20 protein-coding genes are annotated in these 25,992 nt (G+C 70.6%); 7 read left to right on the forward strand and 13 right to left on the reverse strand.

What is annotated here, in order from left to right; all coding sequences use genetic code 11:
- Nucleotides 1-110: 110 nt before the first annotated feature.
- Nucleotides 111-3,650 (reverse strand): DNA polymerase III subunit alpha, encoded by a 3,540-nt coding sequence (dnaE, locus tag AB0K80_RS10025; RefSeq protein WP_365667721.1) that lies wholly within the window; start codon nucleotides 3,648-3,650, stop codon nucleotides 111-113.
- 272 nt (nucleotides 3,651-3,922) lie between these two features.
- Between dnaE and AB0K80_RS10030 the strand changes: the two genes are divergently transcribed.
- The 5 genes from AB0K80_RS10030 (at nucleotide 3,923) to AB0K80_RS10050 (ending at nucleotide 10,032) form a co-directional block, all read left to right on the forward strand.
- Entirely contained in the window at nucleotides 3,923-5,248 is a 1,326-nt protein-coding gene (locus AB0K80_RS10030; protein ID WP_365667723.1) for a DUF2252 domain-containing protein, read from the forward strand.
- 82 nt (nucleotides 5,249-5,330) lie between these two features.
- Nucleotides 5,331-6,041 (forward strand): hypothetical protein, encoded by a 711-nt coding sequence (locus AB0K80_RS10035; RefSeq protein ID WP_365667725.1) that lies wholly within the window; start codon nucleotides 5,331-5,333, stop codon nucleotides 6,039-6,041.
- A 98-nt stretch (nucleotides 6,042-6,139) separates the two neighbouring features.
- Complete coding sequence (locus AB0K80_RS10040) at nucleotides 6,140-6,949, forward strand: DsbA family protein (protein WP_365667727.1); 810 nt, start codon at nucleotides 6,140-6,142, stop codon at nucleotides 6,947-6,949.
- Between the two features lie 91 nt (nucleotides 6,950-7,040).
- Nucleotides 7,041-8,723, forward strand: a complete 1,683-nt coding sequence (locus AB0K80_RS10045) for an alkaline phosphatase D family protein (protein WP_365667729.1) — start codon at nucleotides 7,041-7,043, stop codon at nucleotides 8,721-8,723.
- A 319-nt stretch (nucleotides 8,724-9,042) separates the two neighbouring features.
- Entirely contained in the window at nucleotides 9,043-10,032 is a 990-nt protein-coding gene (locus AB0K80_RS10050) for a zinc metalloprotease (RefSeq protein WP_365667731.1), read from the forward strand.
- A 2-nt stretch (nucleotides 10,033-10,034) separates the two neighbouring features.
- Here AB0K80_RS10050 and AB0K80_RS10055 read toward each other — a convergent pair whose 3' ends face one another.
- Nucleotides 10,035-10,658 (reverse strand): dienelactone hydrolase family protein, encoded by a 624-nt coding sequence (locus tag AB0K80_RS10055; RefSeq protein WP_365667733.1) that lies wholly within the window; start codon nucleotides 10,656-10,658, stop codon nucleotides 10,035-10,037.
- A gap of 62 nt (nucleotides 10,659-10,720) precedes the next feature.
- Here AB0K80_RS10055 and AB0K80_RS10060 point away from each other — a divergent pair, with 62 nt between their 5' ends.
- A complete protein-coding gene (locus tag AB0K80_RS10060; protein ID WP_365667735.1) occupies nucleotides 10,721-11,842 on the forward strand; it encodes a mechanosensitive ion channel domain-containing protein in 1,122 nt (373 codons plus the stop codon).
- Nucleotides 11,843-11,954: 112 nt separating this feature from the next.
- Here the strand turns inward: AB0K80_RS10060 and AB0K80_RS10065 are convergent, their stop codons facing one another.
- From AB0K80_RS10065 to AB0K80_RS10090, 6 genes are all read right to left on the reverse strand, one after another.
- A complete protein-coding gene (locus AB0K80_RS10065; RefSeq protein WP_365667737.1) occupies nucleotides 11,955-12,695 on the reverse strand; it encodes an SDR family oxidoreductase in 741 nt (246 codons plus the stop codon).
- Nucleotides 12,696-12,756: 61 nt separating this feature from the next.
- Entirely contained in the window at nucleotides 12,757-14,340 is a 1,584-nt protein-coding gene (locus AB0K80_RS10070; protein ID WP_365667739.1) for a Na+/H+ antiporter, read from the reverse strand.
- Between the two features lie 132 nt (nucleotides 14,341-14,472).
- Entirely contained in the window at nucleotides 14,473-14,967 is a 495-nt protein-coding gene (locus AB0K80_RS10075; RefSeq protein WP_365667741.1) for a GNAT family N-acetyltransferase, read from the reverse strand.
- A complete protein-coding gene (locus AB0K80_RS10080; protein WP_365667742.1) occupies nucleotides 14,964-15,908 on the reverse strand; it encodes an RluA family pseudouridine synthase in 945 nt (314 codons plus the stop codon). The genes AB0K80_RS10075 and AB0K80_RS10080 overlap by 4 nt, the downstream gene beginning before the upstream one ends.
- A 63-nt stretch (nucleotides 15,909-15,971) precedes the next feature.
- The gene (lspA, locus tag AB0K80_RS10085; RefSeq protein WP_365667744.1) at nucleotides 15,972-16,610 is read right to left on the reverse strand and encodes a signal peptidase II; all 639 of its coding nucleotides are present in this window, start codon (nucleotides 16,608-16,610) and stop codon (nucleotides 15,972-15,974) included.
- A 110-nt stretch (nucleotides 16,611-16,720) separates the two neighbouring features.
- A complete protein-coding gene (locus tag AB0K80_RS10090; RefSeq protein ID WP_365667746.1) occupies nucleotides 16,721-18,325 on the reverse strand; it encodes a TraR/DksA C4-type zinc finger protein in 1,605 nt (534 codons plus the stop codon).
- Between the two features lie 603 nt (nucleotides 18,326-18,928).
- On the opposite strand from AB0K80_RS10090, the gene ileS reads away from it, so the two are divergent.
- Complete coding sequence (ileS, locus tag AB0K80_RS10095; RefSeq protein ID WP_365667747.1) at nucleotides 18,929-22,084, forward strand: isoleucine--tRNA ligase; 3,156 nt, start codon at nucleotides 18,929-18,931, stop codon at nucleotides 22,082-22,084.
- 179 nt (nucleotides 22,085-22,263) lie between these two features.
- On the opposite strand, the gene AB0K80_RS10100 is transcribed toward ileS, so the two are convergent.
- From AB0K80_RS10100 to pgeF, 5 genes are all read right to left on the reverse strand, one after another.
- Nucleotides 22,264-23,364: a DivIVA domain-containing protein gene (locus AB0K80_RS10100; RefSeq protein ID WP_365667749.1), complete on the reverse strand. Its 1,101-nt coding sequence runs from the start codon at nucleotides 23,362-23,364 to the stop codon at nucleotides 22,264-22,266.
- A gap of 53 nt (nucleotides 23,365-23,417) precedes the next feature.
- A complete protein-coding gene (locus AB0K80_RS10105; protein WP_115908676.1) occupies nucleotides 23,418-23,702 on the reverse strand; it encodes a YggT family protein in 285 nt (94 codons plus the stop codon).
- Nucleotides 23,703-23,762: 60 nt separating this feature from the next.
- Nucleotides 23,763-24,404 carry a cell division protein SepF gene (gene sepF, locus AB0K80_RS10110; protein ID WP_365667751.1) on the reverse strand — a complete coding sequence of 214 codons (642 nt, stop codon included), beginning with the start codon at nucleotides 24,402-24,404 and terminating at the stop codon, nucleotides 23,763-23,765.
- Nucleotides 24,405-24,532: 128 nt separating this feature from the next.
- Nucleotides 24,533-25,252, reverse strand: coding sequence for a YggS family pyridoxal phosphate-dependent enzyme (locus AB0K80_RS10115; RefSeq protein WP_365667753.1), 720 nt, complete (start codon nucleotides 25,250-25,252; stop codon nucleotides 24,533-24,535).
- A 5-nt stretch (nucleotides 25,253-25,257) separates the two neighbouring features.
- Nucleotides 25,258-25,989: a peptidoglycan editing factor PgeF gene (gene pgeF / locus AB0K80_RS10120; protein WP_365667755.1), complete on the reverse strand. Its 732-nt coding sequence runs from the start codon at nucleotides 25,987-25,989 to the stop codon at nucleotides 25,258-25,260.
- Nucleotides 25,990-25,992 lie beyond the last annotated feature (3 nt).

A 25,992-nucleotide genomic window follows, 5' to 3' on the forward strand; every position in this document is an offset into this window, starting at 1 on the left:
GCCCAGGCACGTGACGAGGGGCGCACCCGGGCTCGGGAGCGCCCCTCACGCACGTCAGTTGCCCGCCCGGCTCGGCGGACGGCAGCGCCGGCGGTCCAGGCAGCCCTGGGTCAGCCCGCCAGGCAGGACGGCCCGAGCAGCACCTTCAGGTCGCCGAAGAGCGCCGGGTCCGGCTTGACCCGGTGCCGGTCCAGGCGCAGCACGGTCGTCTTGGTCGGCCCCTGGAGCTTGATCCGGACCTCGCTGTCGCCCTTGTGGTGGCTGAGGACCTCGCCGAGGCGGCTGACCAGCGGCGGGGTGACCTTGACGGCCGGGATGGTGAGGACCACGGGCGCGTTGGTGCCCGCGTTGGACAGGTCCGGCACCATCAGCTCCATGGCGACGAGCCGGGGCACGTCCTCGCGCTTGTCGAGCCGGCCCTTGACGAACACCACGGCGTCCTCGACGAGTTGCGTGGACACCAGCTGGTAGGTCGCCGGGAAGAACATGCACTCGATGGAGCCGGCGAGGTCCTCCACCGTGGCGATGGCCCAGGCGTTTCCCTGCTTGGTCATCTTGCGCTGCAGGCCGGAGATGATGCCGCCGATGGTCACCACCGCGCCGTCGCCGAAGTCGCCCCCGGTGAGCTGGGAGATGCCCGCGTCGGCCTTGTCGGACAGGATGTGTTCCAGCCCGAACAGCGGGTGGTCGGAGACGTACAGACCGAGCATCTCCCGCTCCTGGGCGAGCAGGTAGGTCTTGTCCCACTCCTCCGTGGAGAACTCGACGTCCAGTCCGAAGCCGGGCTCGCTGCTGGTCTCCTCGCCCATGCCGCCGAAGAGGTCGAACTGGCCCTCGGCCTCCTTGCGCTTGACCGCGACCACGTTGTCGATCATCGGCTCGTACTGCGCCATCAGGCCCTTGCGGGTGTGGCCGAGCGAGTCGAAGGCACCGGCCTTGATCAGCGACTCGGTGGTGCGCTTGTTGCAGACCACGGCCTCGACCTTGTCGAGGTAGTCGGGGAAGGAGGTGTACTTCCCCTTGGCCTTGCGGGTCTTGATGATCGAGTCGACGACGTTCTGGCCGACGTTGCGCACGGCGGACAGGCCGAAGAGGATCACGTCATCGCCCTGCGCGGCGAAGTTGGCCTCCGACTCGTTGACGTTGGGCGGCAGCACCCGGATGCCCATCCGGCGGCACTCGTTGAGGTAGACCGCCGACTTGTCCTTGTCGTCCTTGACGGAGGTCAGCAGCGCGGCCATGTACTCGGCGGGGTGGTTCGCCTTGAGGTAGGCCGTCCAGTAGGAGACCAGGCCGTACGCGGCGGAGTGGGCCTTGTTGAACGCGTAGCCGGCGAAGGGGACCAGCACGTCCCACAGCGCCTGGATGGCCTCGTCGCTGTAGCCGTTCTTCCGCGCGCCGGCCTGGAAGATGACGAAGTTCTTCTCCAGTTCCTCGGGCTTCTTCTTGCCCATCACGCGGCGGAGGATGTCGGCCTCGCCGAGCGAGTACCCGGCGATGATCTGGGCGGCCTTCTGCACCTGCTCCTGGTAGACGATCAGGCCGTAGGTGACGTCCAGGACCTCCTTGAGCGGCTCCTCCAGCTCTGGGTGGATGGGCGTGATCTCCTGCTGCCCGTTCTTGCGCAGCGCGTAGTTCGTGTGGGAGTTCATGCCCATCGGGCCCGGGCGGTACAGGGCCGACACGGCGGAGATGTCTTCGAAGTTGTCCGGCTTCATCAGCCGGAGCAGGGAGCGCATCGGGCCGCCGTCGAACTGGAAGACGCCGAGGGTGTCGCCGCGCTGGAGCAGCTCGAAGGTCGTCGGGTCGTCCAGGGGAAGGGAGAGGAGATCGATGTCGATCCCCTTGTTCGCCTTCACCATCTTGACGGCGTCGTCCATGATCGTGAGGTTGCGCAGGCCCAGGAAGTCCATCTTCAGCAGGCCGAGCGACTCACAGCTCGGGTAGTCCCACTGCGTGATGGTCACACCGTCGGTGTGCCTCACCCACACGGGGACGTGCTCGGTGATGGTCTCGCTGGACATGATCACGCCGGCGGCGTGCACACCCATCTGCCGGACCAGGCCCTCCACACCGCGGGCGGTGTCGATGACCTTCTTCACGTCCGGCTCGTTCTCGTACATCGCCCGGACCTCGGCGGCCTCCGAGTAGCGCGGGTGCTCGGGGTCGGTGATGCCGGACAGCGGGATGCCCTTGCCGAGGACGTCGGCGGGCATGGCCTTGGTGATGCGGTCGCCCATCGCGTACGGGTAGCCCAGCACGCGCGCGGCGTCCTTGATCGCGTTCTTGGCCTTGATGGTGCCGTACGTGCCGATCATGGCGACCTTGTCGGCGCCGTACTTCTCGGTCACGTAGCGGATCACCTCGACGCGCCGGCGCTCGTCGAAGTCGATGTCGACATCGGGCATCGAGATGCGCTCGGGGTTGAGGAACCGCTCGAAGATCAGGCCGTGCGGGATCGGGTCGAGGTCGGTGATGCCGAGGGCGTAGGCGACGATCGAGCCGGCCGCGGAGCCTCGGCCGGGGCCGACGGCGATGCCCTGCTTCTTGGCCCACATGATGAAGTCGGCGACCACGAGGAAGTAGCCGGGGAAGCCCATCGAGATGATGACGTCCATCTCGTACTCGGCCTGCTTCATGCGGTCCTCGGGGATGCCGCCCGGGTAGCGGCGCTCCATGCCGCGGCGGACCTCCTCCTGGAACCAGGTGACCTCGGTGTAGCCCTCCGGGATGTCGAACCTGGGCATCAGGTCGCGCTTTTCGAACATGCCCGTGGTGTCGACCATCTCGGCGATCAGCGCGGTGTTGGCGCAGCCCTCCTGCCAGGCGTCCGAGGAGTCGATGGCGTACATCTCCTCGGTGGACTTCAGGTAGTAGCCGGTGCCGTCGAACTTGAAGCGGTCGGGGTCGGAGAGGTTCTTGCCGGTCTGGATGCACAGCAGCGCGTCATGGGCGGCGGCCTCGTGCGCGTACGTGTAGTGCGAGTCGTTAGTGACCAGCGGCGGGATGCCGAGCTTCCGGCCGATCTCCAGCAGGCCGTCGCGGACCCGGCGCTCGATCTCGATGCCGTGGTCCATCAGCTCCAGGAAGTAGCGGTCCTTGCCGAAGATGTCCTGGTAGTCGGCGGCGGCCTTGAGCGCCTCGTCGAAGTGGCCGAGCCGCAGCCGGGTCTGCACCTCGCCCGAGGGGCAGCCGGTGGAGGCGACCAGCCCGTCGGACCACTGGGCGATGGTCTCCTTGTCCATGCGGGGCCACTTCTGCAGCCAGCCCTCGGCGTAGGCGTCGGAGGAGAGCCGGAAGAGGTTGTGCAGGCCCGTCTTGTTGTACGCCCAGATCGTCTTGTGGGTGTAGCCGCCCGAGCCGGAGACGTCGTCCTTCTTCTGGTGCGGCTGGCCCCACAGGATCTTGCGCTTGTTGCGCCGGGATTCGGGGGCGACATACGCCTCGATCCCGATGATCGGGGTGATCCCGGCCTTCTTCGCGGAGTGGAAGAAGTCGTACGCGCCGTGCAGGTTGCCGTGGTCGGACATGGCGATGTGCGTCATGCCCATCTCGTTGCAGGCGTTGAACATGTCCTTCAGCCGCGCGGCACCGTCCAGCAGCGAGTACTGGGTGTGGACGTGCAGGTGCGTGAACGGCGGCTTTGACACGGCTGGAGCCTCCAGGGAAAACGTACGTCGACGGGGGTCCGGCGGGCTGCGGGCAGTCCGGGGGACAGCGTCGAAGTCTATGCCTCGGGACTGACACCGGAGGTACGTACTGCGGCGCGTAGCGCCTCGATGAGGGGCGGCGGCCGGGCGACGGGTGGGCGCCTCTCCGCGTACCTTCATGCGGGGGTCGCGGGCACTCCCGCCGACCGTCACACGTTAGGGCAGGGGACGGACCAGCCGTCCCCGGATCACGCACCAGGAGGCACCCAGCGATGTCGGTCCCGCAGCTCAACGACGAGCACCGCGGCGAGGAGATCCTCGCCGTCTTCGACACCGCGTTCGGCGCGCTCCTGGCCGCCGACCCGGCCGCGTTCCGGGTGAAGTTCCGGAAGATGGCGGCCTCGGCTTTCGCGTTCTACCGGGGCACGGCGTGCCTCTTCTACCACGACCTCGACCGGGACGGGCACGGCGGACCGTACCTGGACGAGCGGACCTCCCGGGTGTGGATCCACGGCGACCTGCACGCCGAGAACTTCGGCACGTACATGGACGCCACCGGCCGCCTGATCTTCAACGTCAACGACTTCGACGAGGCGTACGTCGGCCCCTTCACCTGGGACCTGAAGCGCTTCGCCGCCTCCATCGCGCTCATCGGGTACGCCAAGGCGCTCAGCGACGAGCAGATCACCGAGCTGGTGCGGGTGTACGCGGGGGCGTACCGGGAGCGCATCCACGCCCTGGCCGCCGGCGCCAAGAGCGACGAGGTGCCGCCCTTCACGCTGGACACCGCGCAGGGCCCGCTGCTGGACGCGCTGCGTGACGCCCGCTCGCTGACCCGGTTCGGGCTGCTGGACTCGATGACGGAGATCCGCGACTTCGAGCGCCGCTTCGCACCGGGCGGCGGCTCGATCGAGCTGGACGCGGCCACGCGCTACAAGGTGCTGGCCGCCTTCGACGGCTATCTGGAGACACTGCCCGACAGCTCGCTGGCCCGCCCGGACTCCTACCGCGTGAAGGACGTCGTGGGCCGCCGCGGCATCGGCATCGGCTCGGCGGGGCTGCCGTCGTACAACATCCTCCTGGAGGGCCACAGCGACGCCCTGGAGAACGATGTCGTGATCTACATCAAGCAGGCCCAGACCCCGGCCGTCTCCCGGCACATCACCGACCAGGCGATCCGGGAGTACTTCCAGCACGAGGGCCACCGCACGGTGATCTCCCAGCGCGCCCTCCAGGCGCACGCCGACCCGTGGCTGGGCTGGACCGAGCTGGACGGCGCGGGCCAGCTGGTCGCGGAGGTCTCGCCGTACGCCGTGGACCTCGACTGGGGTGACATCGACGACCCGCAGGAGATCGCCCAGGTGGTCGCCGACCTCGGCCGGGCCACGGCCACCATGCACGCGGCGGCGGACGACCAGTCCGGGGAGTCCCTGGTGCCGTTCTCCACCGAGCGGGCCATCGACGCGGCGATCGCCGCCGACGAGGAGGGCTTCGCTCCCCTGCTCGTCGACTTCGCGCACAGCTACGGCGCACGCGCGCGTGCGGACCACCAGATCTTCGTCGACCTGTTCCGCAACGGCCGGATCCCCGGTCTGTAGACGCACGGCCCGCACGGCCCGCCGTCGCCCAGGCATCCTTTAGGGGTCCCTTACAGGTCCCCATGACACACTCTCTCCCGCCATGGACATATCCGGTACCCAGCTCAGAGCCGTCCGCGCGGCGCTGTTCACGGCCGTGGTCGTGACGCTCAGCACCGCGTCGCACGTGCTGCTGTCCCGGGTCCCGCTGCCGCTGAACACGGTGGCCGCGACCGCCGCCGCCGTGTTCTCGATCGCGTACGCCCTGGCGGGGCGGGAGCGCTCCTTCGGGCGGATCGCCGCCCTGCTGATCCCGCTGGAGCTGGCCGCCGACACGGTCTTCACCACCGGGCAGCACGTCTGCTACGGCCGCGCGGGCGGCCCGGTCACCGGCCCGCTGCGCTCGGTCGGCCTCGACGTGCTGTGCGGCGACGGCACCGGCGTGGGCGCCCCGCTCGCCCGGGTCGCCGGAACGGGCACCGGCGGCGAGCGGCTCGCGGCCGTCCTCGCCCATGCCGGCCCGGGCACCGCCTGGCTGCTGCTCGGCGCGCACATCGGCGTCGGCCTGGTCGCCGCCGCCTGGCTGCGCCGGGGCGAGCGGGCACTGGCCCAGCTGCTGCGGGCGGTGGCGGTGTCGGCTTCCGCGGCGGTCCGGCCGCTGCTGGTCGCCGTCTCGGCGGCCACAGCGGGGCGGACCCCGGCGGTGTGCCGCCCGGCGGTGCGCCCCGCCCGCCGGACCTCTGCCGCCCGCGAGCTGCTCCTCGCCCACTCCCTGGAGCGGCGTGGACCGCCCTGCTCGGCCGCCCGCGCGTGACGCGTCCCCGCTTCCCGCGCACCACGCCCTGAGCACGAGCAGTCCCCCCGTACGTATCCCGCACACGAGATGTGCGCGTCCCCATGGAGAACACCCCAATGAGCAAGCGGAACAGCCAGGCGGCGAAGACGGCGGCCCGTGAGCGGCTGCGCGCCGAACGCGAGCGCGAGGCCAGGCGCGCGAAGGTCAGGCGGCAGATCATCGTCGCCTGCTCCATCGTCGGCGTCCTGGCGATAGCCGGCGGCATCGGCTACGCGGTCGTCCAGGCGAGCAAGCCCAGCTACTGGGAGGCCGCCAAGGACGACAAGATCGTCAAGCCGGCGCACACCAGCGGCGCCGACGGCACGACGGTCGTCATCGGCAAGTCCAGCGCGAAGAAGACCCTGGAACTGTACGAGGACCCGCGCTGCCCGATCTGCGCCCAGTTCGAGCAGGCCGTCGGCAAGACCGTCGAGAAGGACGTCGAGGACGGCAAGTTCAAGGTCCAGTACATCGGCGCCACCTTCATCGACGACAAGGACAACGGCGAGGGCTCCAAGAACGCCCTCAGCGCCCTCGGCGCGGCGCTGAACGTCAGCCCCGAGGCGTTCCTCGAGTACAAGTACGCGCTGTACTCGGCGAAGTGGCACCCCGAGGAGACCGACGACAAGTTCAAGGACGACGCCTACCTGATCAAGGTGGCCGACACCGTCCCCGCCCTGAAGAACAACAAGGAGTTCCGGACGGCGGTGAAGAACGGCACCTACGACAAGTGGGCGCTGGTGATGTCCGAGAAGTTCGACAAGAGCGGGGTGCAGGGCACGCCGACCCTGAAGATGGACGGCAAGGTGCTCCAGACCGCGGCACAGAATCCGCCCATGACGGTGGCCGAGTTCAACCAGCTGGTCGACCAGGCGCTCAAGGGCTGAGCCGGCCTCCCGTCAACCCCTGGGAGAAGAGCGGGCGAACTTTGGCCAGTTCGCCCGCTCCGGCATATACCGATCAGTAACCTGATCGGCCGTGACCAGTCGATACAGATCTCCCGAGACCACGGACTCACCCGCCGCGAGAGCCACCGCGCTCGCGCCCCGCCGCCGTACGGTCGTCAAGGCCGCGGCGGCCACCGCCGTCCTGGCCGGTCCGCTCGCCGCGGCGCTGCCCGCACGTGCCGCGGCCGGCACCCCGGCCTTCCTGCACGGCGTGGCCTCCGGCGACCCGCTGCCCGACGGCGTCCTGCTGTGGACCCGTGTGACGCCGACGCCCGAGGCCATACCCGGTTCCGGGCTCGGCCCGGACACCGAGGTCAGCTGGGTCGTCGCCCGGGACAGGGCGTTCACCACCGTCGTCGCCAAGGGCTCCACGCTCGCCACCGCCGCCTCCGACCACACCGTCAAGGCGGACATCCGGGGCCTGGAGCCGGCCACCGACTACTGGTTCCGCTTCTCGGCCGGAGGCACCGACTCCCCCGTCGCGCGCACCCGCACCGCCCCGGCCCCCGACGCCGCCGTCGCGAACCTCCGCTTCGGCGTGGTCTCCTGCGCCAACTGGGAGGCCGGCTACTTCGCCGCCTACCGCCATCTCGCGGCCCGGGGCGACCTGGACGCCTGGCTGCACCTCGGCGACTACATCTACGAGTACGGCACCGGCCAGTACGCCACCCGCGGCACCGTCGTGCGGCCGCACTCCCCGGCCCACGAGATCCTCACCCTCGCCGACTACCGCGTGCGGCACGCCACCTACAAGACCGACCCCGACCTGCAGGCGCTGCACGCCAAGGCGCCCGTCATCGCCATCTGGGACGACCACGAGTTCGCCAACGACGCCTGGTCGGGCGGCGCCGAGAACCACACCGAGGGCGCCGAGGGCACCTGGGCCGCGCGCCAGGCCGCGGCCCGGCAGGCCTACTTCGAGTGGATGCCGGTCCGTCCGGCCGTCGCCGGCACCACCTACCGCCGGCTGCGCTTCGGCAAGCTCGCCGACCTCTCCCTGCTGGACCTGCGCTCCTTCCGCTCCCAGCAGGTCAAGGTGGGCAACGGCGAGGTGGACGACCCGGACCGCACCCTCACCGGCCGCGCTCAGCTGGACTGGCTCAAGGCGGGCCTGAAGGCGTCCGACACCACCTGGCGGCTGGTCGGCAACTCGGTGATGATCTCGCCGTTCGCGATCGGCTCCCTCTCCGCCGACCTGCTCAAGCCGCTCGCCAAGCTGCTGGGGCTGCCACAGGAGGGCCTGGCCCTCAACCCCGACCAGTGGGACGGCTACACCGACGACCGCCGGGAACTCCTCGCCCATCTGCGGGCGAACGCCATCCGCAACACCGTCTTCCTGACCGGCGACATCCACATGGCGTGGGCCAACGACGTACCGGTGGACGCCGGGACCTACCCGCTGTCCGCCTCCGCCGCCACGGAGTTCGTCGTCACCTCGGTCACCTCCGACAACCTCGACGACCTCGTGAAGGTCCCGCAGGGCACGGTCTCCGCGGTGGCCTCGCCGGTGATCCGCGCCGCCAACCGGCACGTCCACTGGGTCGACACCGACCGGCACGGCTACGGCGTGCTGGACCTCACCGCCGAGCGCGCGCAGATGGACTACTACGTCCTGTCCGACCGCACCAGGCCGGACGCCACCGCGGCGTGGACCCGTTCGTACCGCACGCGCAGCGGCACGCAGAAGGTGGAGCGCACCTACGACCCGGTGTGACAGCGTCGAGCAAGGGACGATTTCCGGCCAATGACGCGACGGCTATGAGTCGCTGAGGCGCGATCACATCGCTACGGCGGGTGGTGTCGGCCGTGCTCCGAATCAGGACACACCACCCGCCCCGGTCACGGAACTTGTGCGGCCGGGATCTCACACTCCGTTTGAAGAAACATTTCACCACCCCGATTCGCCCTCTTTGCCAGAGCTTTGATTGGGCCTGATCACTCCTCTTCCGTCATGAGCATGCCCACGTAATCTCCGGGCGGTGGCCAGGAAGACCCCTGTGCCCTTCTCCCCACCGCTTCCCACAGGAGCCCCTATGCGTGCGCTTGCCCGGATTTCCCCCTCTTCGCGCAAACGCCTTCTCGCCACCGGCGTGGTGGCCGGAACCCTGATGCTCTCCCCCCTTGCCGCGCCCACCGGCCTCGCGGCGGCCAAGGCTCCGGCCGCCGAGTGCCAGGAGGAGTCCGCTCACGCCGCGGCCCGCGAGGTCCGCCCGGGCAGCGGCGAGCACATCGCCGAGCCCAACGAGGTCAGCGCCGCCCGGGCCCAGGCGATGGACGCCGACCTGCGCAAGAGGCTCGACAAGCTGCGCACCAGCGGCCGGCTGAGCGCCTCGGCGGCCACCGGCACCACGATCCCGGTGTACTTCCACGTCATCCACGACGGCACCACCGGCAAGCTCACCGCCACGGACATCAACGCCCAGCTGAACGTGCTGAACGCGGCCTACGCGGGCCAGGGCACCGGCAACACCGACACCGGCTACCAGTTCACGCTGGCCGGCACCGACTACACCGACAACGCCGCCTGGTACAACGTCGGCTACGGCTCCCCCGAGGAGAAGGCCATGAAGTCCGCCCTGCGCAAGGGCGGCGCCAACGCGCTCAACATCTACACCGCCAACCTCGGCGATGGCCTGCTCGGCTGGGCCACCTTCCCCAGCTCCTACCGGTCCAGCCCCTCGATGGACGGTGTGGTGATCCTCGACGCCTCCCTGCCCGGCGGCTCGGCCGCGCACTACAACGAGGGCGACACCGCGACCCACGAGGTCGGCCACTGGATGGGGCTGTACCACACCTTCCAGGGCGGCTGTAACGGCAGCGGCGACTACGTCGACGACACCCCGGCCGAGAAGAGCGCCGCCTACCAGTGCCCCGAGGGCCGCGACACCTGCGCCCGCACGCCGGGGGCCGACCCCATCCACAACTTCATGGACTACACGTACGACTCCTGCATGTACCAGTTCACCGCGGGCCAGGTGACGCGCATGCAGCAGAACTGGGCCGCCTACCGCGCGGCCGGCTGAGCCTAGGCGGACGCGAGGGTCTCCAGGAAGCCGAGCGCCACCCGCCAGGTGGCCTCGGCGGCCTCCTCGTCGTAGTCCGGCAGGCCGGGGTCGGTGTAGAGGTGACCGGCCCCGGCGTACCGGTACACCTCCACGTCGGCGCCGATCCGGGTCATGCGGAGGTACCAGGCGTTCAGCCAGTCCTCCGTCTCGAACGGGTCCGGCTCGGCCATGTGCAGCTGCACCGGCAGGTCGTCCACCTGCGCGTTCGGCGCGATGTCCGAGGTGCCGTGCAGGAGCAGCAGCCCGCGCGCCTTGTCGTCGCCGAGCGCCAGGGTCTGCGCGAGGGACGCGCCGAGGGAGAACCCGGCGTACACCAGGCGGCGCTCGGAGTAGGGCGCGGCGGCGAGCACGGCCCGCTTGAGCAGCTCGTCCTTGCCGATCTCGTCCTGGTAGGCCATGCCCTCCTCGACCGACTCGAACGTCCGCCCCTCGAAGAGGTCGGGCGTGAACACCTCGTGTCCCGCCGCGCGCAGCCGGTCCGCGGCCTGCCGCACCGCGGGCCTGAGGCCATGGGTCGAGTGGAAGAGCATGATGTTCATGAGGCCATGGTGCCAGCCGGGTGTGACAACCCGGCTCGGTGGCACTACCCGGTTCGTTCCCGAAGTCACATGTTCGTGCCCGCCGGGTGCCGGTTAGGTTCCGAGGCATGGAAATCCTGCTACGACCGCTCATCGTGGTCGGTGGCTCGGTCGTGCTCACGCTGGTGATCGGCTGGGCCACCGACCTGCTGCTGCGCAAGGCGGACGAACGGCACCACGACACCCCGCTGTGGGGTCTGCTGCGCCGCGCCCGCATCCCCTACCAGCTCGTGCTGTGCGCTGCCCTGCTGAGAGGGTCCTACGACGAGGCGCAGCTGCTTCAGGAGCACCGGTCCGGCATCGGCCGCACACTGACGCTGGTGCTGATCGGGTCGGCCGCCTGGCTGGTGATCCGTATCACGGCGGCGATCGTCGAGACGTCGTACAGGCGGTACGCCAGCGCCCGCTCCCACCGGGACCCGGCCCGGGTGCGCCGGGTGCGCACCCAGGTGACGCTGATCATGCGGGTCGTCTCCGCGATCGTCGGCGTGGTCGCCGCGGCGGCGATGCTGCTGACGTTCCCGGCGTTCCGTGCGGCGGGTGCCTCGCTGCTGGCCTCGGCCGGCATCCTCGGCATCGTCGCCGGTGTGGCCGCGCAGTCCACGCTGAGCAACATGTTCGCCGGGCTGCAGATCGCCTTCGGCGACATGGTGCGCATCGGGGACACCGTCGTGGTCGACGGCGAGTGGGGCACGGTCGAGGAGATAACCCTGACGTTCCTGACCGTCCGCACCTGGGACGAGCGCCGGATCACGATGCCGGTGTCGTACTTCACGTCCAAGCCGTTCGAGAACTGGTCGCGCGGCACCCCGCAGATGACCGGCATCGTCTTCTGGCACCTGGACCACACGGCCCCGGTGGAGGCGATGCGCGAGAAGCTCCGCGACCTCCTGCGCGAGTGCCCGGCCTGGGACGGCCGCGCCTACGACCTGTCCGTCACGGACACCACCCCGAACACCATCCAGGTGCGGGGTCTGGTGACGGCGAAGGACGCGGACGACCTGTGGACGGTGCGGGTCGCGGTCCGCGAGCGGATGATCCGCTGGCTGGCCGACGAGCACCCGTACGCCCTGCCCCGGGTCAACACGGCCGACGCGGCACTGCCGCCGCGCCGCGACGGCGACCGCCGGCCCGTGGACGGCGTACCGGCCCAGCGCCGCTACCACGGGTCGTCACGGCCGGAGCGCTGAACCGCGATCCCATGACTCCCCACGGAAGACGGACACGGCCGAGCGGGCCGGGCGCTGCCCTCGCAGCAGCGCCCGGCCCGCCCTGACGAGAAGGTGAGAAGGCCGCCTGCGGTCAGTGGCCGCGTTCCGCCCCGCCGTTGACCTGGATGATCTGCGAGGTGACGTGGGAGGCCGCGTGGGACGCGAGCCAGTGCAGGGTGGCGGCGACATCGCCCGGCGTCCCGGCCCGCCCCGTCGAGGTCTCGGCGACCAGCCGGGCCCGCCGCTGTTCGTCCATCGTGTCCCCGAAGAACTCGGTGTCCTCGATGTAGCCGGGCGCGACCACGTTCACGGTGACCCCGCGCGGCCCCAGCTGCCGGGCCAGGTCGTGCGCGTACGGGTGCAGGGCCGCCTTGGACCCGGCGTACGCCCCGCTCCCGGAGCCCCGGTAGGCCGCGATGGAGCTGAGGAACAGCACCCGCCCGCCCGGGTCGGCGAGGCGGTCCTTGAGCGCCTCGGTGAGCAGCACCGCGGTCAGGGTGTTGAGCCCGAAGTTGAGGGTCCAGTTGTGCAGGACGACGTCGAGCGGTTCCTCGCTGTCCACCGTGGGCTCCCGGTATCCGGCGCCTCCGGCGCTGTGGATCAGGACGTCCACCGTGCCGAACTCGGCTGCCACGAACCGCTCCACCGCGCGCGCCCCGCTCGGCCGGCTGAGGTCCGCCGCGAAGGTGAGCGCTCCGGGCACCTGAGCCTGCTCCAGCACCTCCGGCCGCCGCCCGAGCAGCAGCACCCGATCCCCGTCCGCGGCGAAGGCCTGCGCTGCGGCAAGCCCGATCCCGGTACCGCCACCACTGATCACAACGTTACGAGCCATGATCGAACCCTACGGCCGGAGCACCGCCGACCGGCGGAGAAGTCACCAAGGCCCCCGCACGTCACCGCAGACTTCGCACATCGAGGTGCCGCAGCACCCGGTCCACCACCTCGGGATCGGCACCGGGCTCGTTGCGCGCGGCCAGCACCTCGTGCCGCGCGGCGCTGAGCATCTCCCCCTGGATCCGGCGCACCCGCTTCAACCGCCGCGCGCGCTGCCGGTACGCCTCGCGCCGCTCCTCCTCCGCCAGGTCCGGGCTGATCCGCAGCCCGATGTCGAAGGCCCGCCGCAGCATCTGCTCGGACAGCTCCTCCGGCAGCTCCTCCACCGCCTCGATCTCCCGCAGCTTCCGCTTCGCCGCCTTGGCCGCCCGCACCGCCAGCTCCTTCTCGAACTCCTTCTCCCGCTCGGTGTCGGCCCGCACGTCCAGCCGCCGCACCAGCCACGGCAGCGTCAGTCCCTGCACCACCAGCGTCGCCATGATCACCCCGAAGGCGATGAAGATGATCTCGTCCCGGTTGGGGAAGGCGCCTGCGTCCGTCTGCAGCGGAATGGCCAGCGCCAGGGCCACGGAGGCCACGCCGCGCATCCCGGACCACCACATCACCACGGTCTCGCGCCAGCTCACCGGGATGTCCTCGTCGTGGTCGCGGCGCGCGTGCAGCCGCCGGGTCAGCCAGGTCGCCGGCAGCAGCCACAGCAGCCGGACCAGGACCACGACACCCACGACCGCCGCCGCCCAGCCGAGCAGTTCGCCCCACCGCCCGGACGCGGTCCGCACCGCGTTGTGCAGTTCCAGTCCCACCAGGCCGAAGGCGACCCCGGTGACGAGGGTGTCGACGATGTCCCAGAAGGTGTGGCCGGCGAGCCGGGTCATGACGTCGTCGGGGTCGGTGGCGTAGTCCGTGAGGAACAGCGCGGTGGTGAGCACCGCGAGCACCCCCGAGCCGTGCAGTTCCTCCGCCATGACGTACGACGCGTACGGCACCAGCAGGGTCAGCCCGATCTGGAGGGTCGGGTCGCCGAGCAGGTCCATCAGCTTGTTCGTGCCCCACCCGAGTCCGAGCCCGACCGCCACCGCGACGACGGCCGACAGCACCAGGTCCAGCCCGGCCTGCCACGGCGAGAAGGAACCGCTCACCACGGCGGCGATCGCGACGTGGTACAGGACGATGGCCGTCACGTCGTTGAACAGCCCCTCGCCCTCCAGGATGGACACCAGCCGCCGGGGCAGCCCCAGTTGCCCGGCGACGGCGGTCGCCGCGACCGGGTCGGGCGGCGCGACCAGCGCGCCGAGGGCGACCGCGGCGGCGATCGGCAGCCCCGGCACGATCGCGTGCGCCATGACCGCCACGCACACCGTCGTGACGAAGACCAGTGCCACCGCCAGCAGGAAGATCGGCCGCTTGTTCGCCGTGAACTGCCGCCAGGAGGTGCGCCGCACCGCCGCGTACAGCAGGGGCGGCAGCACCAGCGGCAGGATGAGGTCCGGCGGGACGTCGACGTTCGGCACGAAGTCGAGCAGCGCGAGGACGATGCCGAGCAGTGTCATCAGCACCGGCGCCGGAAGCTTCAGCCGGTCCCCCACCGGCACACTCACCACGGCCCCGAGCAACAGCACGAACAACAGGGCCAACTGATCCACGGTCAGCGCTCCGGGAGGTCAGGCGTTCACAGGTCAGGTGTTCACAGAACTGAACTCAAGCCTGCCACGCCTCGCTGCTCACAGGCCTTCCGGCTTCCCCCCGCCTGTTCGCCACGGCTTACGGCGAACGCCTCACCGCGCTGACAGCGAACGTCTCATCGCCCGGTGCGCAATGCCCGCCTCCAGGTACTCCGGGCCGTAGGCCTCGTACCCGAGCCGCTCGTAGAACCCCAGCGCGTGCGTCTGCGCGTGCAGGTCCACCGCCGTCAGCCCCCGCGCCCGGGCCGCCTCCTCGATGGCCCGCACCAGCGCGGCCCCGACGCCGAGCCCGCGCGCGTCCTTCGTCACGGCGAGCCGCCCGAGGGACCCGACGGAGGGGTCGCCGCCGTTCTGCGCGGCCGCCGCCTGCCCGTACAGCAGCCGCCCGGTGCCGAGCGCCACTCCGTCGCTCTCCCGGACGGCGAGCACATGCACGGCGCCGGGGTCGTGGGCGTCGTACTCGATGTCCTCGGGCACGCCCTGCTCGCCGACGAAGACCTCCTTGCGCACGGCGAAGCACGCCTCGCGGTCGGCGGGGTCCTCGGCGACGCGCACCACGTAGGACGGTGCCGACGGCGGCAGGCTCATGCGTAGGTCTCCTCGCGGACCTGGTCGAGGGCTTTTTGCAGGTCCTCCGGGTAGTCGCAGCCGAACTCCACCCACGCGCCGCTGCCCGGGTGCTCGAAGCCGAGCCGTACGGCGTGCAGCCACTGGCGGGTCAGCCCGAGGCGCTTGGCGAGCGTCGGGTCGGCGCCGTACGTCAGGTCGCCGACACAGGGGTGCCGGTGGGCGGCCATGTGGACGCGGATCTGGTGGGTGCGGCCGGTCTCCAGCTTCACATCCAGCAGCGAGGCCGCGCGGAACGCCTCGATGAGGTCGTAGTGCGTGACGGACGGCTTGCCGTCGGCGGTGACCGCCCACTTGTAGTCGTGGTTCGGGTGCCGGCCGATGGGGGCGTCGATGGTGCCGCTGGTCGGGTCCGGGTGGCCCTGGACCAGCGTGTGGTACCGCTTGTCGACCGTGCGCTCCTTGAACTGGCGCTTGAGCGAGGTGTACGCGTACTCCGACTTGGCCACCACCATCAGCCCGGAGGTGCCCACGTCCAGCCGGTGCACGATGCCCTGCCGCTCGGCGGCACCGGAGGTGGAGATCCGGTACCCGGCGGCGGCGAGCCCGCCGATCACCGTCGGCCCGGTCCAGCCCGGCGACGGATGGGCGGCCACCCCGACCGGCTTGACGATCACGACCACGTCCTCGTCGTCGTGCACGATCTCCATGCCCTCGACCGGCTCGGCGACGACCTGCACCGGCGCGGGCGCCTGCGGCATCTCCACCTCCAGCCAGGCACCGCCGCGCACCCGCTCCGACTTGCCGACCACCGACCCGTCGACCGTGACCTTCCCCGCCGCCGCCAGCTCGGCGGCCTTGGTACGGGAGAAGCCGAACATGCGGGAGATGGCGGCGTCGACGCGCTCGCCCTCCAGGCCGTCGGGCACGGGCAGGGTACGGATCTCGGGAATCGTGCTCACCCGTCGAGTATGCCGGACGGCTCCCACCCGCCCGTACGGGCCTGTGGAAAACCCCGGGCCCGCTCAGTCCTTGTGGACGGTCCCGTCCGGGTCGAGCCCCTTGAACGACAGCAGCACGATCAGGATGCCGCCGCACACGATCGCCGAGTCGGCCAGGTTGAAGACGGCGAAGTGCTTCGGCGCGATGAAGTCGACGACCGCGCCCTCGAACACGCCCGGCGACCGGAAGATCCGGTCGGTGAGGTTACCGAGCGCACCGCCGAGCAGCAGGCCGAGCGCGATCGCCCAGGGCAGGCTGTACAGCTTGCGGGCGAGCCGGGCGATCACCACGATCACCACCGCCGCGATCATGGTGAAGATCACGGTGAAGGCCTCGCCGAAGCCGAACGCGGCGCCCGCGTTGCGGATCGCCTCGAACTTCAGCCAGTCCCCGATGATCTCGATGGGCGGGTGGTGCTCCAGCTTCTCGACCACGATGATCTTGCTGACCAGGTCGAGCAGGTACGCGAAGGCGGCGACCGCGAACAGCACGGCGATCCGGCGCCTGCCCCGGGGCCGGATGTCCGCGGCCTCCGGCGCGGTCGCCTCATCGGCGCCGGACCCGCCGGCCGGGGTCCGTGCCTGCCCGGCGCCGGGCCGCTCCTGCCCGGCCGCCGCGTCCGGGGTGTCCGGCGTACCGATGATGCGCTCCGCCTCTGCCACGTGAGTCCCTCAACCTAGGTACCTGACTGAGGACGAGGGTACGTCACGCCCCGCGCACCCCACGTGCTCAGGAGGCATACGGTGGGCATCCGGCCGGCGGACGCCGCCGGTCAGTACCGCCGCTCCTGCTTCTGCTTGCACTCCACGCAGAGCGTGGCCCTGGGGAAGGCCTGCATGCGGGCCTTGCCGATGGGGTTGCCGCAGCTCTCGCACAGGCCGTAGGTGCCCGCGTCGAGCCGTTCCAGGGCGCGTTCGATCTGGGTGAGCATCTCGCGGGCGTTGGCGGCGAGCGCCATCTCGTGCTCGCGCGTGATGTTCTTGGTGCCGGTGTCCGCCTGGTCGTCGCCCGCGCCGTCCCCGGAGTCCCGCATCAGACCGGCGAGCGACCGCTCCGACGACGTGATCTCCTCGCGCAGCCGCGCCTCCTCGGACAGCAGCTCGGACCGCGCCTCCTCGACCTCCTCCGTGGTCCAGGGGTCCTCCCCCGGGCGTACCGCGAGGTCACCCGGCTCCGCCGCGGCGATCCGTGCCTTCGGAACGGCGGTCGTCGCCGCCGTCGCCGTGCCAGGAGTCTTCTTCGCACCCACCGTCGTCGCTCCCGTCTGCTGCGCGGCCTCGGCCGCGCCCGCCTTCTTGGCCGTGCTGCTCCCGGCCGTGTCCTGTGTGACCGCGCTGGTCCTGGTGGTGCCCTTCCCGACCGCGCTCTTCCCGGCCGCCCCCTCCCGGACGGCCGCGCCTGTGCCTTTCCCCCTGACCCTTTCGCCGACCGCCCTCGTGGCCGGAGCGTCCGGAGCGTCCCGGCGGGCCGCGGCTTTCCCGGCCGCCTGCCTGCCGGCGCCCGTCTTCCTGGCCGAAGCCTTCCCCGTCGCCGCCTTTTCAGCGGCCTGCTCGACACCGACCGACCTCTTGGCCGCACCCTTTCCGGCAGAGGCGTCACGCGCCGCCTGATCCGTGGCGCCCGACTTCCTTGCCGGAGCCTTCCCGGCAGAGGCTTTACCCCCCACCTGGCCGACGGCAACCGACTTCCTTGCCGCAGCCTTCCCGGCAGGGGCTCTACCCGCCACCCGGCCGGCGGCAACCGACTTCCTCGGCGATGCCTTCCCCGCCACGGCCTCCTCGGCCGCCGACTCGCCGGCGACCGACTCCCTCGCCGAGACCTTCCCGGCCGAGACGTCCGCCACCTGATCAGCGGCAACCGACTTCCTGGACGAAGCCTTCCCCACTGCGGCCTTCTCAGCGGCCCGCTTGCCGCCGGCCGGCTTCTTCGCCGCCCCCTTCCCGGCCGGGGCGTCACCCGCCTGCGGCGGAGCCTTCCCCGCCACGGCCCCCTCGGCCGCCCGCGGAGCAGCACCCGACTTCCCGGCAGCCGTCTTGGCGGCGACCGGCCTCGCACCCGCGGCCTCCCCGACCGCGGTCTTGTCCGCCGCGGTCTTCCCGGCGGCCGTCCTGCGGGCAGGAGCCTTCCCAGCCGTCGCCTTCCCAGCAGCCGTTTTCCTCCCCCCGCCGCCCTTCGCCGCAGCCGCCTTGCGCCCCACCCCCGTGGCTTCCTTTCCCCTGGCCGCGCTCCGCACCGTCTTCACCGCTCCGGCCGACCCGGCCGCCCGGGCAGCCGTCTTCTTCCCCGCCGCAGCCTTCACCGCACCACCACCGGAGGCCCTGGCACTCGCGGACGTGCCGGACGCCGACTGCTGTACGGCGGTCTTCTTCGCCACCATGGCCGCGGCCCCTTCACATATTGTGATCTTGCTCGCGAATCGTGCTGGGACGATAAATCGACTCGAGTCCCGCAGCAACGGGGCACACCGCCCGATTCGCCCGCCTCGCGCATGCCGCGCGGCCAGCATGCATCCGTTGTGCCCAGCTCCCCGCCGGGTAATCCGCCGAGCCGGACGTCCCGGAAACCGAACAGCGGCACCGCGCCATTCGGGGCATCTCGGACCCGGGCCCGGCCCCGCCCGCACCCACCCGGAAACCGGTCGGTCGCTGTCCGCCCGGCGCCGTACACTGGGCGGAGCGAAAAGCGTGGATGGGGACGAGTAGCGGCGTACGCAGCCCAGAGCGACCCGGGGACGGTGTGAGCCCGGGGGCGAGCGCGACGTGAAGATCACCCCGGAGCCGCCGGAAGAAAACCAGGGCCACCCGGCCCCGGCGAGTAGAACCGGCATCGCGACCCCAATGAGGGGGCTCCCCGGTGCACACCCCGCACCGGAGGGCCAAGGAGGGTGGTACCGCGGGAGCGCGCCGCAGGCGGCGTAGGCATGACGTAGCTCTCGTCCCTCCGACGGAAGGCAGCACAATCCGCCGGAGGAAGATCGCTGATGACGACAGCGCCGACGTACCGCCAGGTGCCCGCCCAGGTCGACCTGCCCGCGCTCGAGCACGCGGTGCTCGACTTCTGGCGCGAGCAGAAGATCTTCGCCAAGAGCCTGGAGCAGTCCGCCGGGCGCCCCGAGTGGGTGTTCTACGAGGGCCCGCCCACCGCCAACGGCATGCCCGGCGCCCACCACATCGAGGCCCGTGTCTTCAAGGACGTCTTCCCCCGCTTCCGCACCATGCGCGGCTACCACGTGGCCCGCAAGGCCGGCTGGGACTGCCACGGCCTGCCCGTGGAGCTCGCGGTGGAGAAGGAGCTGGGCTTCTCCGGCAAGAAGGACATCGAGGCGTACGGCATCGCCGAGTTCAACGCCAAGTGCCGCGAGTCCGTGCTCCGCCACACCGACGCCTTCTCCGAGCTGACGACCCGCATGGGCTACTGGGTCGACCTCGACGAGGCGTACGTGACCATGGAGCCCGAGTACATCGAGTCGGTCTGGTGGTCGCTGAAGGAGATCTTCCGCAAGGGCCTGCTGGTCCAGGACCACCGCGTCGCCCCCTGGTGCCCGCGCTGCGGCACGGGCCTGTCGGACCACGAGCTGGCGCAGGGCTACGAGACGGTCGTCGACCCGTCCGTGTACGTCCGCTTCCCGCTCACCTCCGGTCCGCTCGCGGGCGAGGCCGCGCTCCTGGTGTGGACGACCACGCCCTGGACCCTGGTCTCCAACACGGCGGTCGCCGCCCACCCCGAGGTCACCTACGTCGTCGCGACGAACGGCGAGGAGAAGCTGGTCGTCGCCGAGCCGCTGGTCGGCAAGGCCCTCGGCGAGGGCTGGGAGACCACCGGCCAGACCTTCACCGGCGCCGAGATGGAGCGCTGGACGTACCAACGTCCGTTCGAGCTCGTGGAGTTCCCCGAGACGGAGGGCGGCACGCACTTCGTCGTGAACGCCGAGTACGTCACCACCGAGGACGGCACGGGCCTGGTCCACCAGTCCCCCGCCTTCGGTGAGGACGACCTGAAGGTCTGCCGCTCCTACGGTCTGCCGGTGGTGAACCCGGTCCGCCCGGACGGCACCTTCGAGGAGGACGTGCCCCTGGTCGGCGGCGTCTTCTTCAAGAAGGCGGACGAAAAGCTCACCGAGGACCTCCAGCAGCGCGGCCTGCTGTTCAAGCACATCCCGTACGAGCACAGCTACCCGCACTGCTGGCGCTGCCACACCGCGCTCCTCTACTACGCGCAGCCGTCCTGGTACATCCGCACGACGGCGATCAAGGACCGCCTCATCGAGGAGAACGAGAAGACCAACTGGTTCCCCGAGACGGTCAAGCACGGCCGGTACGGCGACTGGCTGAACAACAACATCGACTGGGCGCTGTCCCGCAACCGCTACTGGGGCACCCCGCTGCCGATCTGGCGCTGCGAGGACGACCACCTCACCTGCGTCGGCTCCCGCGCGGAGCTGACCGAGCTGACCGGCACCGACCAGTCGGGCCTCGACCCGCACCGCCCGTACATCGACGAGGTCACCTTCGCCTGCCGCCACGACGGCTGCGGGAAGACCGCCACGCGCGTGCCCGAGGTCATCGACGCGTGGTACGACTCCGGCTCGATGCCGTTCGCGCAGTGGGGCTACCCGTACAAGAACAAGGAACTGTTCGAGTCCCGCTACCCGGCGCAGTTCATCTCCGAGGCCATCGACCAGACCCGCGGCTGGTTCTACACGCTGATGGCGGTCGGCACGCTGGTCTTCGACAAGTCGTCGTACGAGAACGTGGTCTGCCTCGGTCACATCCTGGCCGAGGACGGCCGGAAGATGTCCAAGCACCTGGGCAACATCCTGCAGCCGATCCCGCTCATGGACCAGCACGGCGCGGACGCGGTCCGCTGGTTCATGGCGGCCGGCGGCTCCCCGTGGGCGGCCCGCCGCGTCGGCCACGGCACCATCCAGGAGGTCGTCCGCAAGACTCTGCTGACCTACTGGAACACGGTCGCCTTCCAGGCCCTGTACGCGCGTACCTCCGGCTGGGCGCCGAGCGAGGCCGACCCGGCCCCGGCCGACCGCCCGCTGCTGGACCGCTGGCTGCTGTCCGAACTGCACGCGCTGACCGACCAGGTCACCCAGGCGCTGGAGGGCTACGACACCCAGCGCGCCGGCAAGCTGCTGTCCGCGTTCGTCGACGACCTGTCCAACTGGTACGTCCGCCGCTCCCGACGCCGATTCTGGCAGGGCGACAAGGCCGCGCTGCGCACCCTGCACGAGGTGCTGGAGACCGTCACCAAGCTGATGGCGCCGATCACCCCGTTCATCACCGAGCGGGTGTGGCAGGACCTGATCGTCCCGGTCACCCCGGGCGCGCCCGAGTCGGTCCACCTGTCCTCCTGGCCCGAGGCGGACCTGTCGGCGATCGACCCGGAGCTGTCCCGGCAGATGGTCCTGGTCCGCCGCTTGGTGGAGCTGGGCCGTGCCACGCGCGCGGAGTCGGGCGTGAAGACGCGTCAGCCGCTGAAGCGCGCGCTGATCGCGGCGACGGGCTTCGACGCGCTGGACCCCGAGCTGCACACGCAGATCACGGAGGAGCTGAACGTCGAGTCGCTGGCGTCACTGAGCGAGGTGGGCGGCTCCCTGGTGGACACCACCGCCAAGGCCAACTTCCGTGCCCTGGGCAAGCGGTTCGGCAAGCGCGTCCAGGACGTGGCGAAGGCCATCGCCCACGCGGACGCCGCCGCACTGTCCCTGGCGCTGCGCGAGGGCACCGCGTCGGTCGAGGTCGACGGTGAGACGATCACGCTGGCCCCCGACGAGGTGATCATCACGGAAACCCCGCGCGAGGGCTGGTCGGTGGCCTCGGACGCGGGCGCGACGGTCGCCCTGGACCTGGAGATCACGGAGGAGCTGCGCCGGGCGGGCCTGGCCCGTGACGCGATCCGCCTGATCCAGGAGGCCCGCAAGAACAGCGGGCTGGACGTGGCCGACCGCATCGCCCTGCGCTGGACGGCCACGGAAGCGGCGACGGCCGCGGCCCTGACCGAACACGCCGGCCTGATCGCCGACGAGGTCCTGGCGACGGACTTCGCCGAGGGCGAGGCCGACGACACGTACGGCGAGCCCTTCACCGACGAGGGCCTGTCGCTGACGTTCCGCCTGCGCAAGGTGTGACCCTCTGCCACACCGGTGCCCGAAGGCCCGGTCCCACCAGAAATCCTGGTGGGACCGGGCCTTCGGCGTTGCGTGCGCCTCACCGAACGCGCGTGGCAAAGGGCGAGGCCCCGGGAACCACCCGGGGCCTCGCCCTGAACGCTGCCGACGTCTACGCCGTACTCATGGCCGTCAGGCCGTCAGTTGTCGTCCTCGTCGATGAGGAAACCGCGCATCGGGGAAGGAGCCTGCCCCATCGGCGACGGGCCCTGCGGCCGCACCGGCGCCATCGGCTGGGTCATCGCGGGAGACATCTGCTGCTGGCCGCCGTAGGACGGGCCGGACGGTGACGGGTTGCCCCCCATCGTCTGGTTGCCGCCGTACGACGGGGCGCTCGCGCCGGCCGGTGCCATGGAGGGCGCCGGGGACGGCGGGAGGGACGCCGTGGCCGGGGTGCGCGGCGGGGCGAGCGAGTCGTCCGCCTGCGTCTCCAGCTGGCGCAGCTGCGACTCCAGGTAGGACTTCAGCCGCGTGCGGTACTCGCGCTCGAAGCCGCGCAGGTCCTCGACCTTGCGCTCCAGCGTGGCGCGCGCGGACTCCAGGGAGCCCATCGCGACACGGTGCTTCTCCTGCGCGTCCCGCTCCAGCGCGTCCGCCTTGGCGCGGGCGTCACGCTCGAGACCCTCGGCACGCGAACGCGCCTCGCCCACGATCTTGTTGGCCTCGGAACGGGCCTCCGCGATCGCCTGGTCGGCGGTCTGCTGCGCCAGCGACAGCACGCGGGCGGCGCTGTCGCCGCCGGGACCCTGACCCATCGGACCGGGACCGCCCATGGGGCCGCCCATCGGACCGGGGCCCATCTGCCCCTGCATCGGACCCTGGCCCATCGGACCGGGACCCTGCCCCATAGGACCGCCGGGACCCTGCGGGCCCCCCTGACCGCCGGGGCCGGCGGGCAGCTGCGGTGCACCGCTCGGCAGCTGGGGCGGACCACCCATGGGGCCACCCATCTGCTGCTGCGGCGGGCCCGATATCCCGGCGGGAACGGGCGCCCCGGGACCGCGCATGCCCTGCTGCTGGTCCTGCTGCTCCGGCGGCTTGCGCATGTTCTGCTGGTTCTGCGCGGCGGCCCGCGTGGCGGCGGCCAGCTTGGCGCGCAGATCCTCGTTCTCGCGCAGCAGGCGGGTCAGTTCGGCTTCGACCTCGTCGAGGAAGGCATCGACCTCGTCCTCGTCATAGCCTTCTCGGAGGCGGACGGTCGTGAACTGCTTGTTCCGCACGTCCTCGGGGGTCAACGGCATCTCTTCACCTCAACGTAGTCGTCGGCATTCGGCAAGACCGTAGTTCACATCGCTCACAGCCGGCTCACGATCGAGATCAGGATGTAGACGATGATCATCAGTACGAAGAAGGACAGGTCGAGCGCCACGCCCCCGAGACGCAGCGGCGGGATGACCCGCCGCAGAAGCTTGAGCGGTGGATCGGTGACAGTGTAGGTGGCCTCCAGAACGACCACCATCGCCTTGCCGGGTTGCCACGAGCGGGCGAACTGGAAGACGTAGTCCATGACCAGCCGGAAGATGAGCACGATGAGGAAGCACATCAGCGCGATGTAGATGACATCCAGAACCACGCTCATGACGGTGCGCTTCCCTCTCCCCTGTGCCCTGCTGTGTACTTCTGTTTCCGGTGTTGCGTCTCAGCTCTGGTTGAAGAACCCGCCCTCTGCGATGCGGGCCTTGTCCTCCGCCGTGACATCGACGTTAGCAGGCGACAACAGGAACACCTTCTGCGTCACCCGCTCGATACTGCCGTGTAGACCAAACACCAAACCGGCAGCAAAGTCGACAAGTCGCTTCGCATCTGTGTCATCCATCTCAGTCAGATTCATGATCACCGGGGTGCCCTCACGGAAGTGTTCCCCGATGGTACGGGCCTCGTTGTAGGTCCGCGGGTGGAGCGTGGTGATCCGGTAAGGCTCCCGCTCGGACACGACCTTGGGCATGATCACCGGTGCGTTCTTCTCCAGACTTGCGCGTTCTTGTGTGATGGATGCCACGGGCGCGATGCGCGCGGGGCGGCCCGATTCCGCCGGGAGCGAAGCGGCGCGGGCGACCGCCTCGCGCGGCGCGGGCGGCTGCACGACTCGCACCTCTTCGTCCCTTTGGGGCTGATGTGAGGAATGCGACTGATGGGGCGACTCGTGCCGCCGGTGGTCCCGTTCGGGCTCCGGGTCCAGTTCCGGTTCGAAGTCGTCGTCGGGGTCGAATCCACGGCCGTCGTACCCATCGTCCTCCACGAGGCCGAGGTAGACCGCCATCTTGCGCATCGCGCCGGCCATTCTCTGAGTCCTCCGCTCTGTGGTGGATCGGCTGACGACTGCCAAGTCCCGCGATCCACGTGGTCGTTATGCCCGCCTTTCGACGGAATTGACCATATTTTCTGCTGTGGTCCGACTTCCTGGCGACGTTACCGGAGCCTCGGGCGGACTCCGAGTACCGCGCTGCCGACGCGTACGTGTGTCGCTCCGGCGGCCACGGCCTGTTCGAGGTCCGCGCTCATCCCTGCCGAGACCATGGTGGCAGTCGGATGGGCCTTGCGCAGGTCAGTCGACAAAACCATCAACCGCTCGAAGGCCGCCTGTTCGCGCCCCGCATACTGCCCGGTCAGCGGCGCGACGGTCATCAGTCCGCCGAGCCGCAGCCCCGGCGCCTCGGCCACGAGGTCGGCCAGCTCCGCGACTCCCTCGGGGGCCACACCTCCCCGCTCTCCTCGTCCGCTCACCCCGGCGTCGAACGCGACCTGGATGAGGCATCCGATCTCGCGCCCCGCCCGCACGGCCTCCTTCGACAAGGCCGCGACAAGCTTGGAACGATCGACGGACTGCACAAGATCCGCGTAACCGACCACGGAACGCACTTTGTTGGTCTGGAGTTGGCCAACAAAGTGCCAAGTAAGGGGCAGATCCGCGCAGGCGGCCGCCTTGGGGGCGGCGTCCTGGTCGCGGTTCTCGGCGACCTGGCGCACACCGAGCTCGGCGAGGATCCGCACATCGCTCGCCGGATAGGTCTTGGTGACCACGATCAGGGTCACCTCTTCCCGCTTGCGCCCGGCGTCCGCACACGCGGCCGCGATGCGCTCCTCCACTTTCGCCAGGTTTCTGGCGATTTCTTCCTTACGGTCCGTCATGCCCATCAGTCCAGCCACACATAGCCCGCGAGCCGCCCGGTGGTGCGGTCGCGACGGTACGAGAAGTGGTCGCGCGACTCCCGTGTGCACACCGGCGACTGCGCCCGGTCGCGCACCCCGAGCCGGTCCAGCTGCGCGTGCACCCCGGCGCTCACATCGACCGCCGGCGTGCCCCAGCTCGTCTCGGCGTACGCCGCCGGCTCGACGGCGGCCACCTCGGCGCGCATCGCCTCGGGCACCTCGTAGCACCGGCCGCACACGGCCGGTCCGGTCCGGGCGACGATCCGGGTCGGGTCGGCGCCCAGCTCCATCATCGCGCGTAGCGCGGCCGGGACGACTCCGGCGATCATGCCGGGCCGGCCCGCGTGCGCCGCTGCGGCGACCCCGGCGACGGGATCGGCGAGCAGCACGGGCACGCAGTCGGCGGTGAGCACGGCGAGGGCGAGCCCGCGCCGGGCGGTGACGATCGCGTCGACCGAAGGGATCTCGGAGGGCGCAGTCCAGGGTCCGTCGACCACGGCCACCTCGGCGCCGTGCACCTGGTTCATCCAGACCACCCGGCCCGGCTCGACGCCGAGCGACTTGGCGGCCAGCTCCCGGTTGGTCCGTACGGCGCCGGGGTCGTCGCCGACCGCACCGCCGAGATTGAGCTCCTCATACGGAGCGGCGCTCACCCCGCCCCACCGGTCGGTGAAGGCGAAGTGCGCGCCGCTCACGTTCTCGCGCTGTCCTATCACGTC

The organism is Streptomyces sp. NPDC052682 (assembly GCF_040678435.1).
In the GTDB taxonomy this organism is placed as follows: domain Bacteria; phylum Actinomycetota; class Actinomycetes; order Streptomycetales; family Streptomycetaceae; genus Streptomyces.

Coding starts and splice junctions, on each gene's coding strand:
- AB0K80_RS10030 (WP_365667723.1), top strand. CDS start 3,923: ATGTCGGTCCCGCAGCTCAACGACGAGCACCGCGGCGAGGAGATCCTC.
- AB0K80_RS10035 (WP_365667725.1), top strand. CDS start 5,331: ATGGACATATCCGGTACCCAGCTCAGAGCCGTCCGCGCGGCGCTGTTC.
- AB0K80_RS10040 (WP_365667727.1), top strand. CDS start 6,140: ATGAGCAAGCGGAACAGCCAGGCGGCGAAGACGGCGGCCCGTGAGCGG.
- AB0K80_RS10050 (WP_365667731.1), top strand. CDS start 9,043: ATGCGTGCGCTTGCCCGGATTTCCCCCTCTTCGCGCAAACGCCTTCTC.
- AB0K80_RS10060 (WP_365667735.1), top strand. CDS start 10,721: ATGGAAATCCTGCTACGACCGCTCATCGTGGTCGGTGGCTCGGTCGTG.
- AB0K80_RS10065 (WP_365667737.1), bottom strand. CDS start 12,695: ATGGCTCGTAACGTTGTGATCAGTGGTGGCGGTACCGGGATCGGGCTT.
- AB0K80_RS10075 (WP_365667741.1), bottom strand. CDS start 14,967: ATGAGCCTGCCGCCGTCGGCACCGTCCTACGTGGTGCGCGTCGCCGAG.
- AB0K80_RS10090 (WP_365667746.1), bottom strand. CDS start 18,325: ATGGTGGCGAAGAAGACCGCCGTACAGCAGTCGGCGTCCGGCACGTCC.
- ileS (WP_365667747.1), top strand. CDS start 18,929: ATGACGACAGCGCCGACGTACCGCCAGGTGCCCGCCCAGGTCGACCTG.
- AB0K80_RS10100 (WP_365667749.1), bottom strand. CDS start 23,364: ATGCCGTTGACCCCCGAGGACGTGCGGAACAAGCAGTTCACGACCGTC.
- AB0K80_RS10105 (WP_115908676.1), bottom strand. CDS start 23,702: ATGAGCGTGGTTCTGGATGTCATCTACATCGCGCTGATGTGCTTCCTC.
- sepF (WP_365667751.1), bottom strand. CDS start 24,404: ATGGCCGGCGCGATGCGCAAGATGGCGGTCTACCTCGGCCTCGTGGAG.
- AB0K80_RS10115 (WP_365667753.1), bottom strand. CDS start 25,252: ATGACGGACCGTAAGGAAGAAATCGCCAGAAACCTGGCGAAAGTGGAG.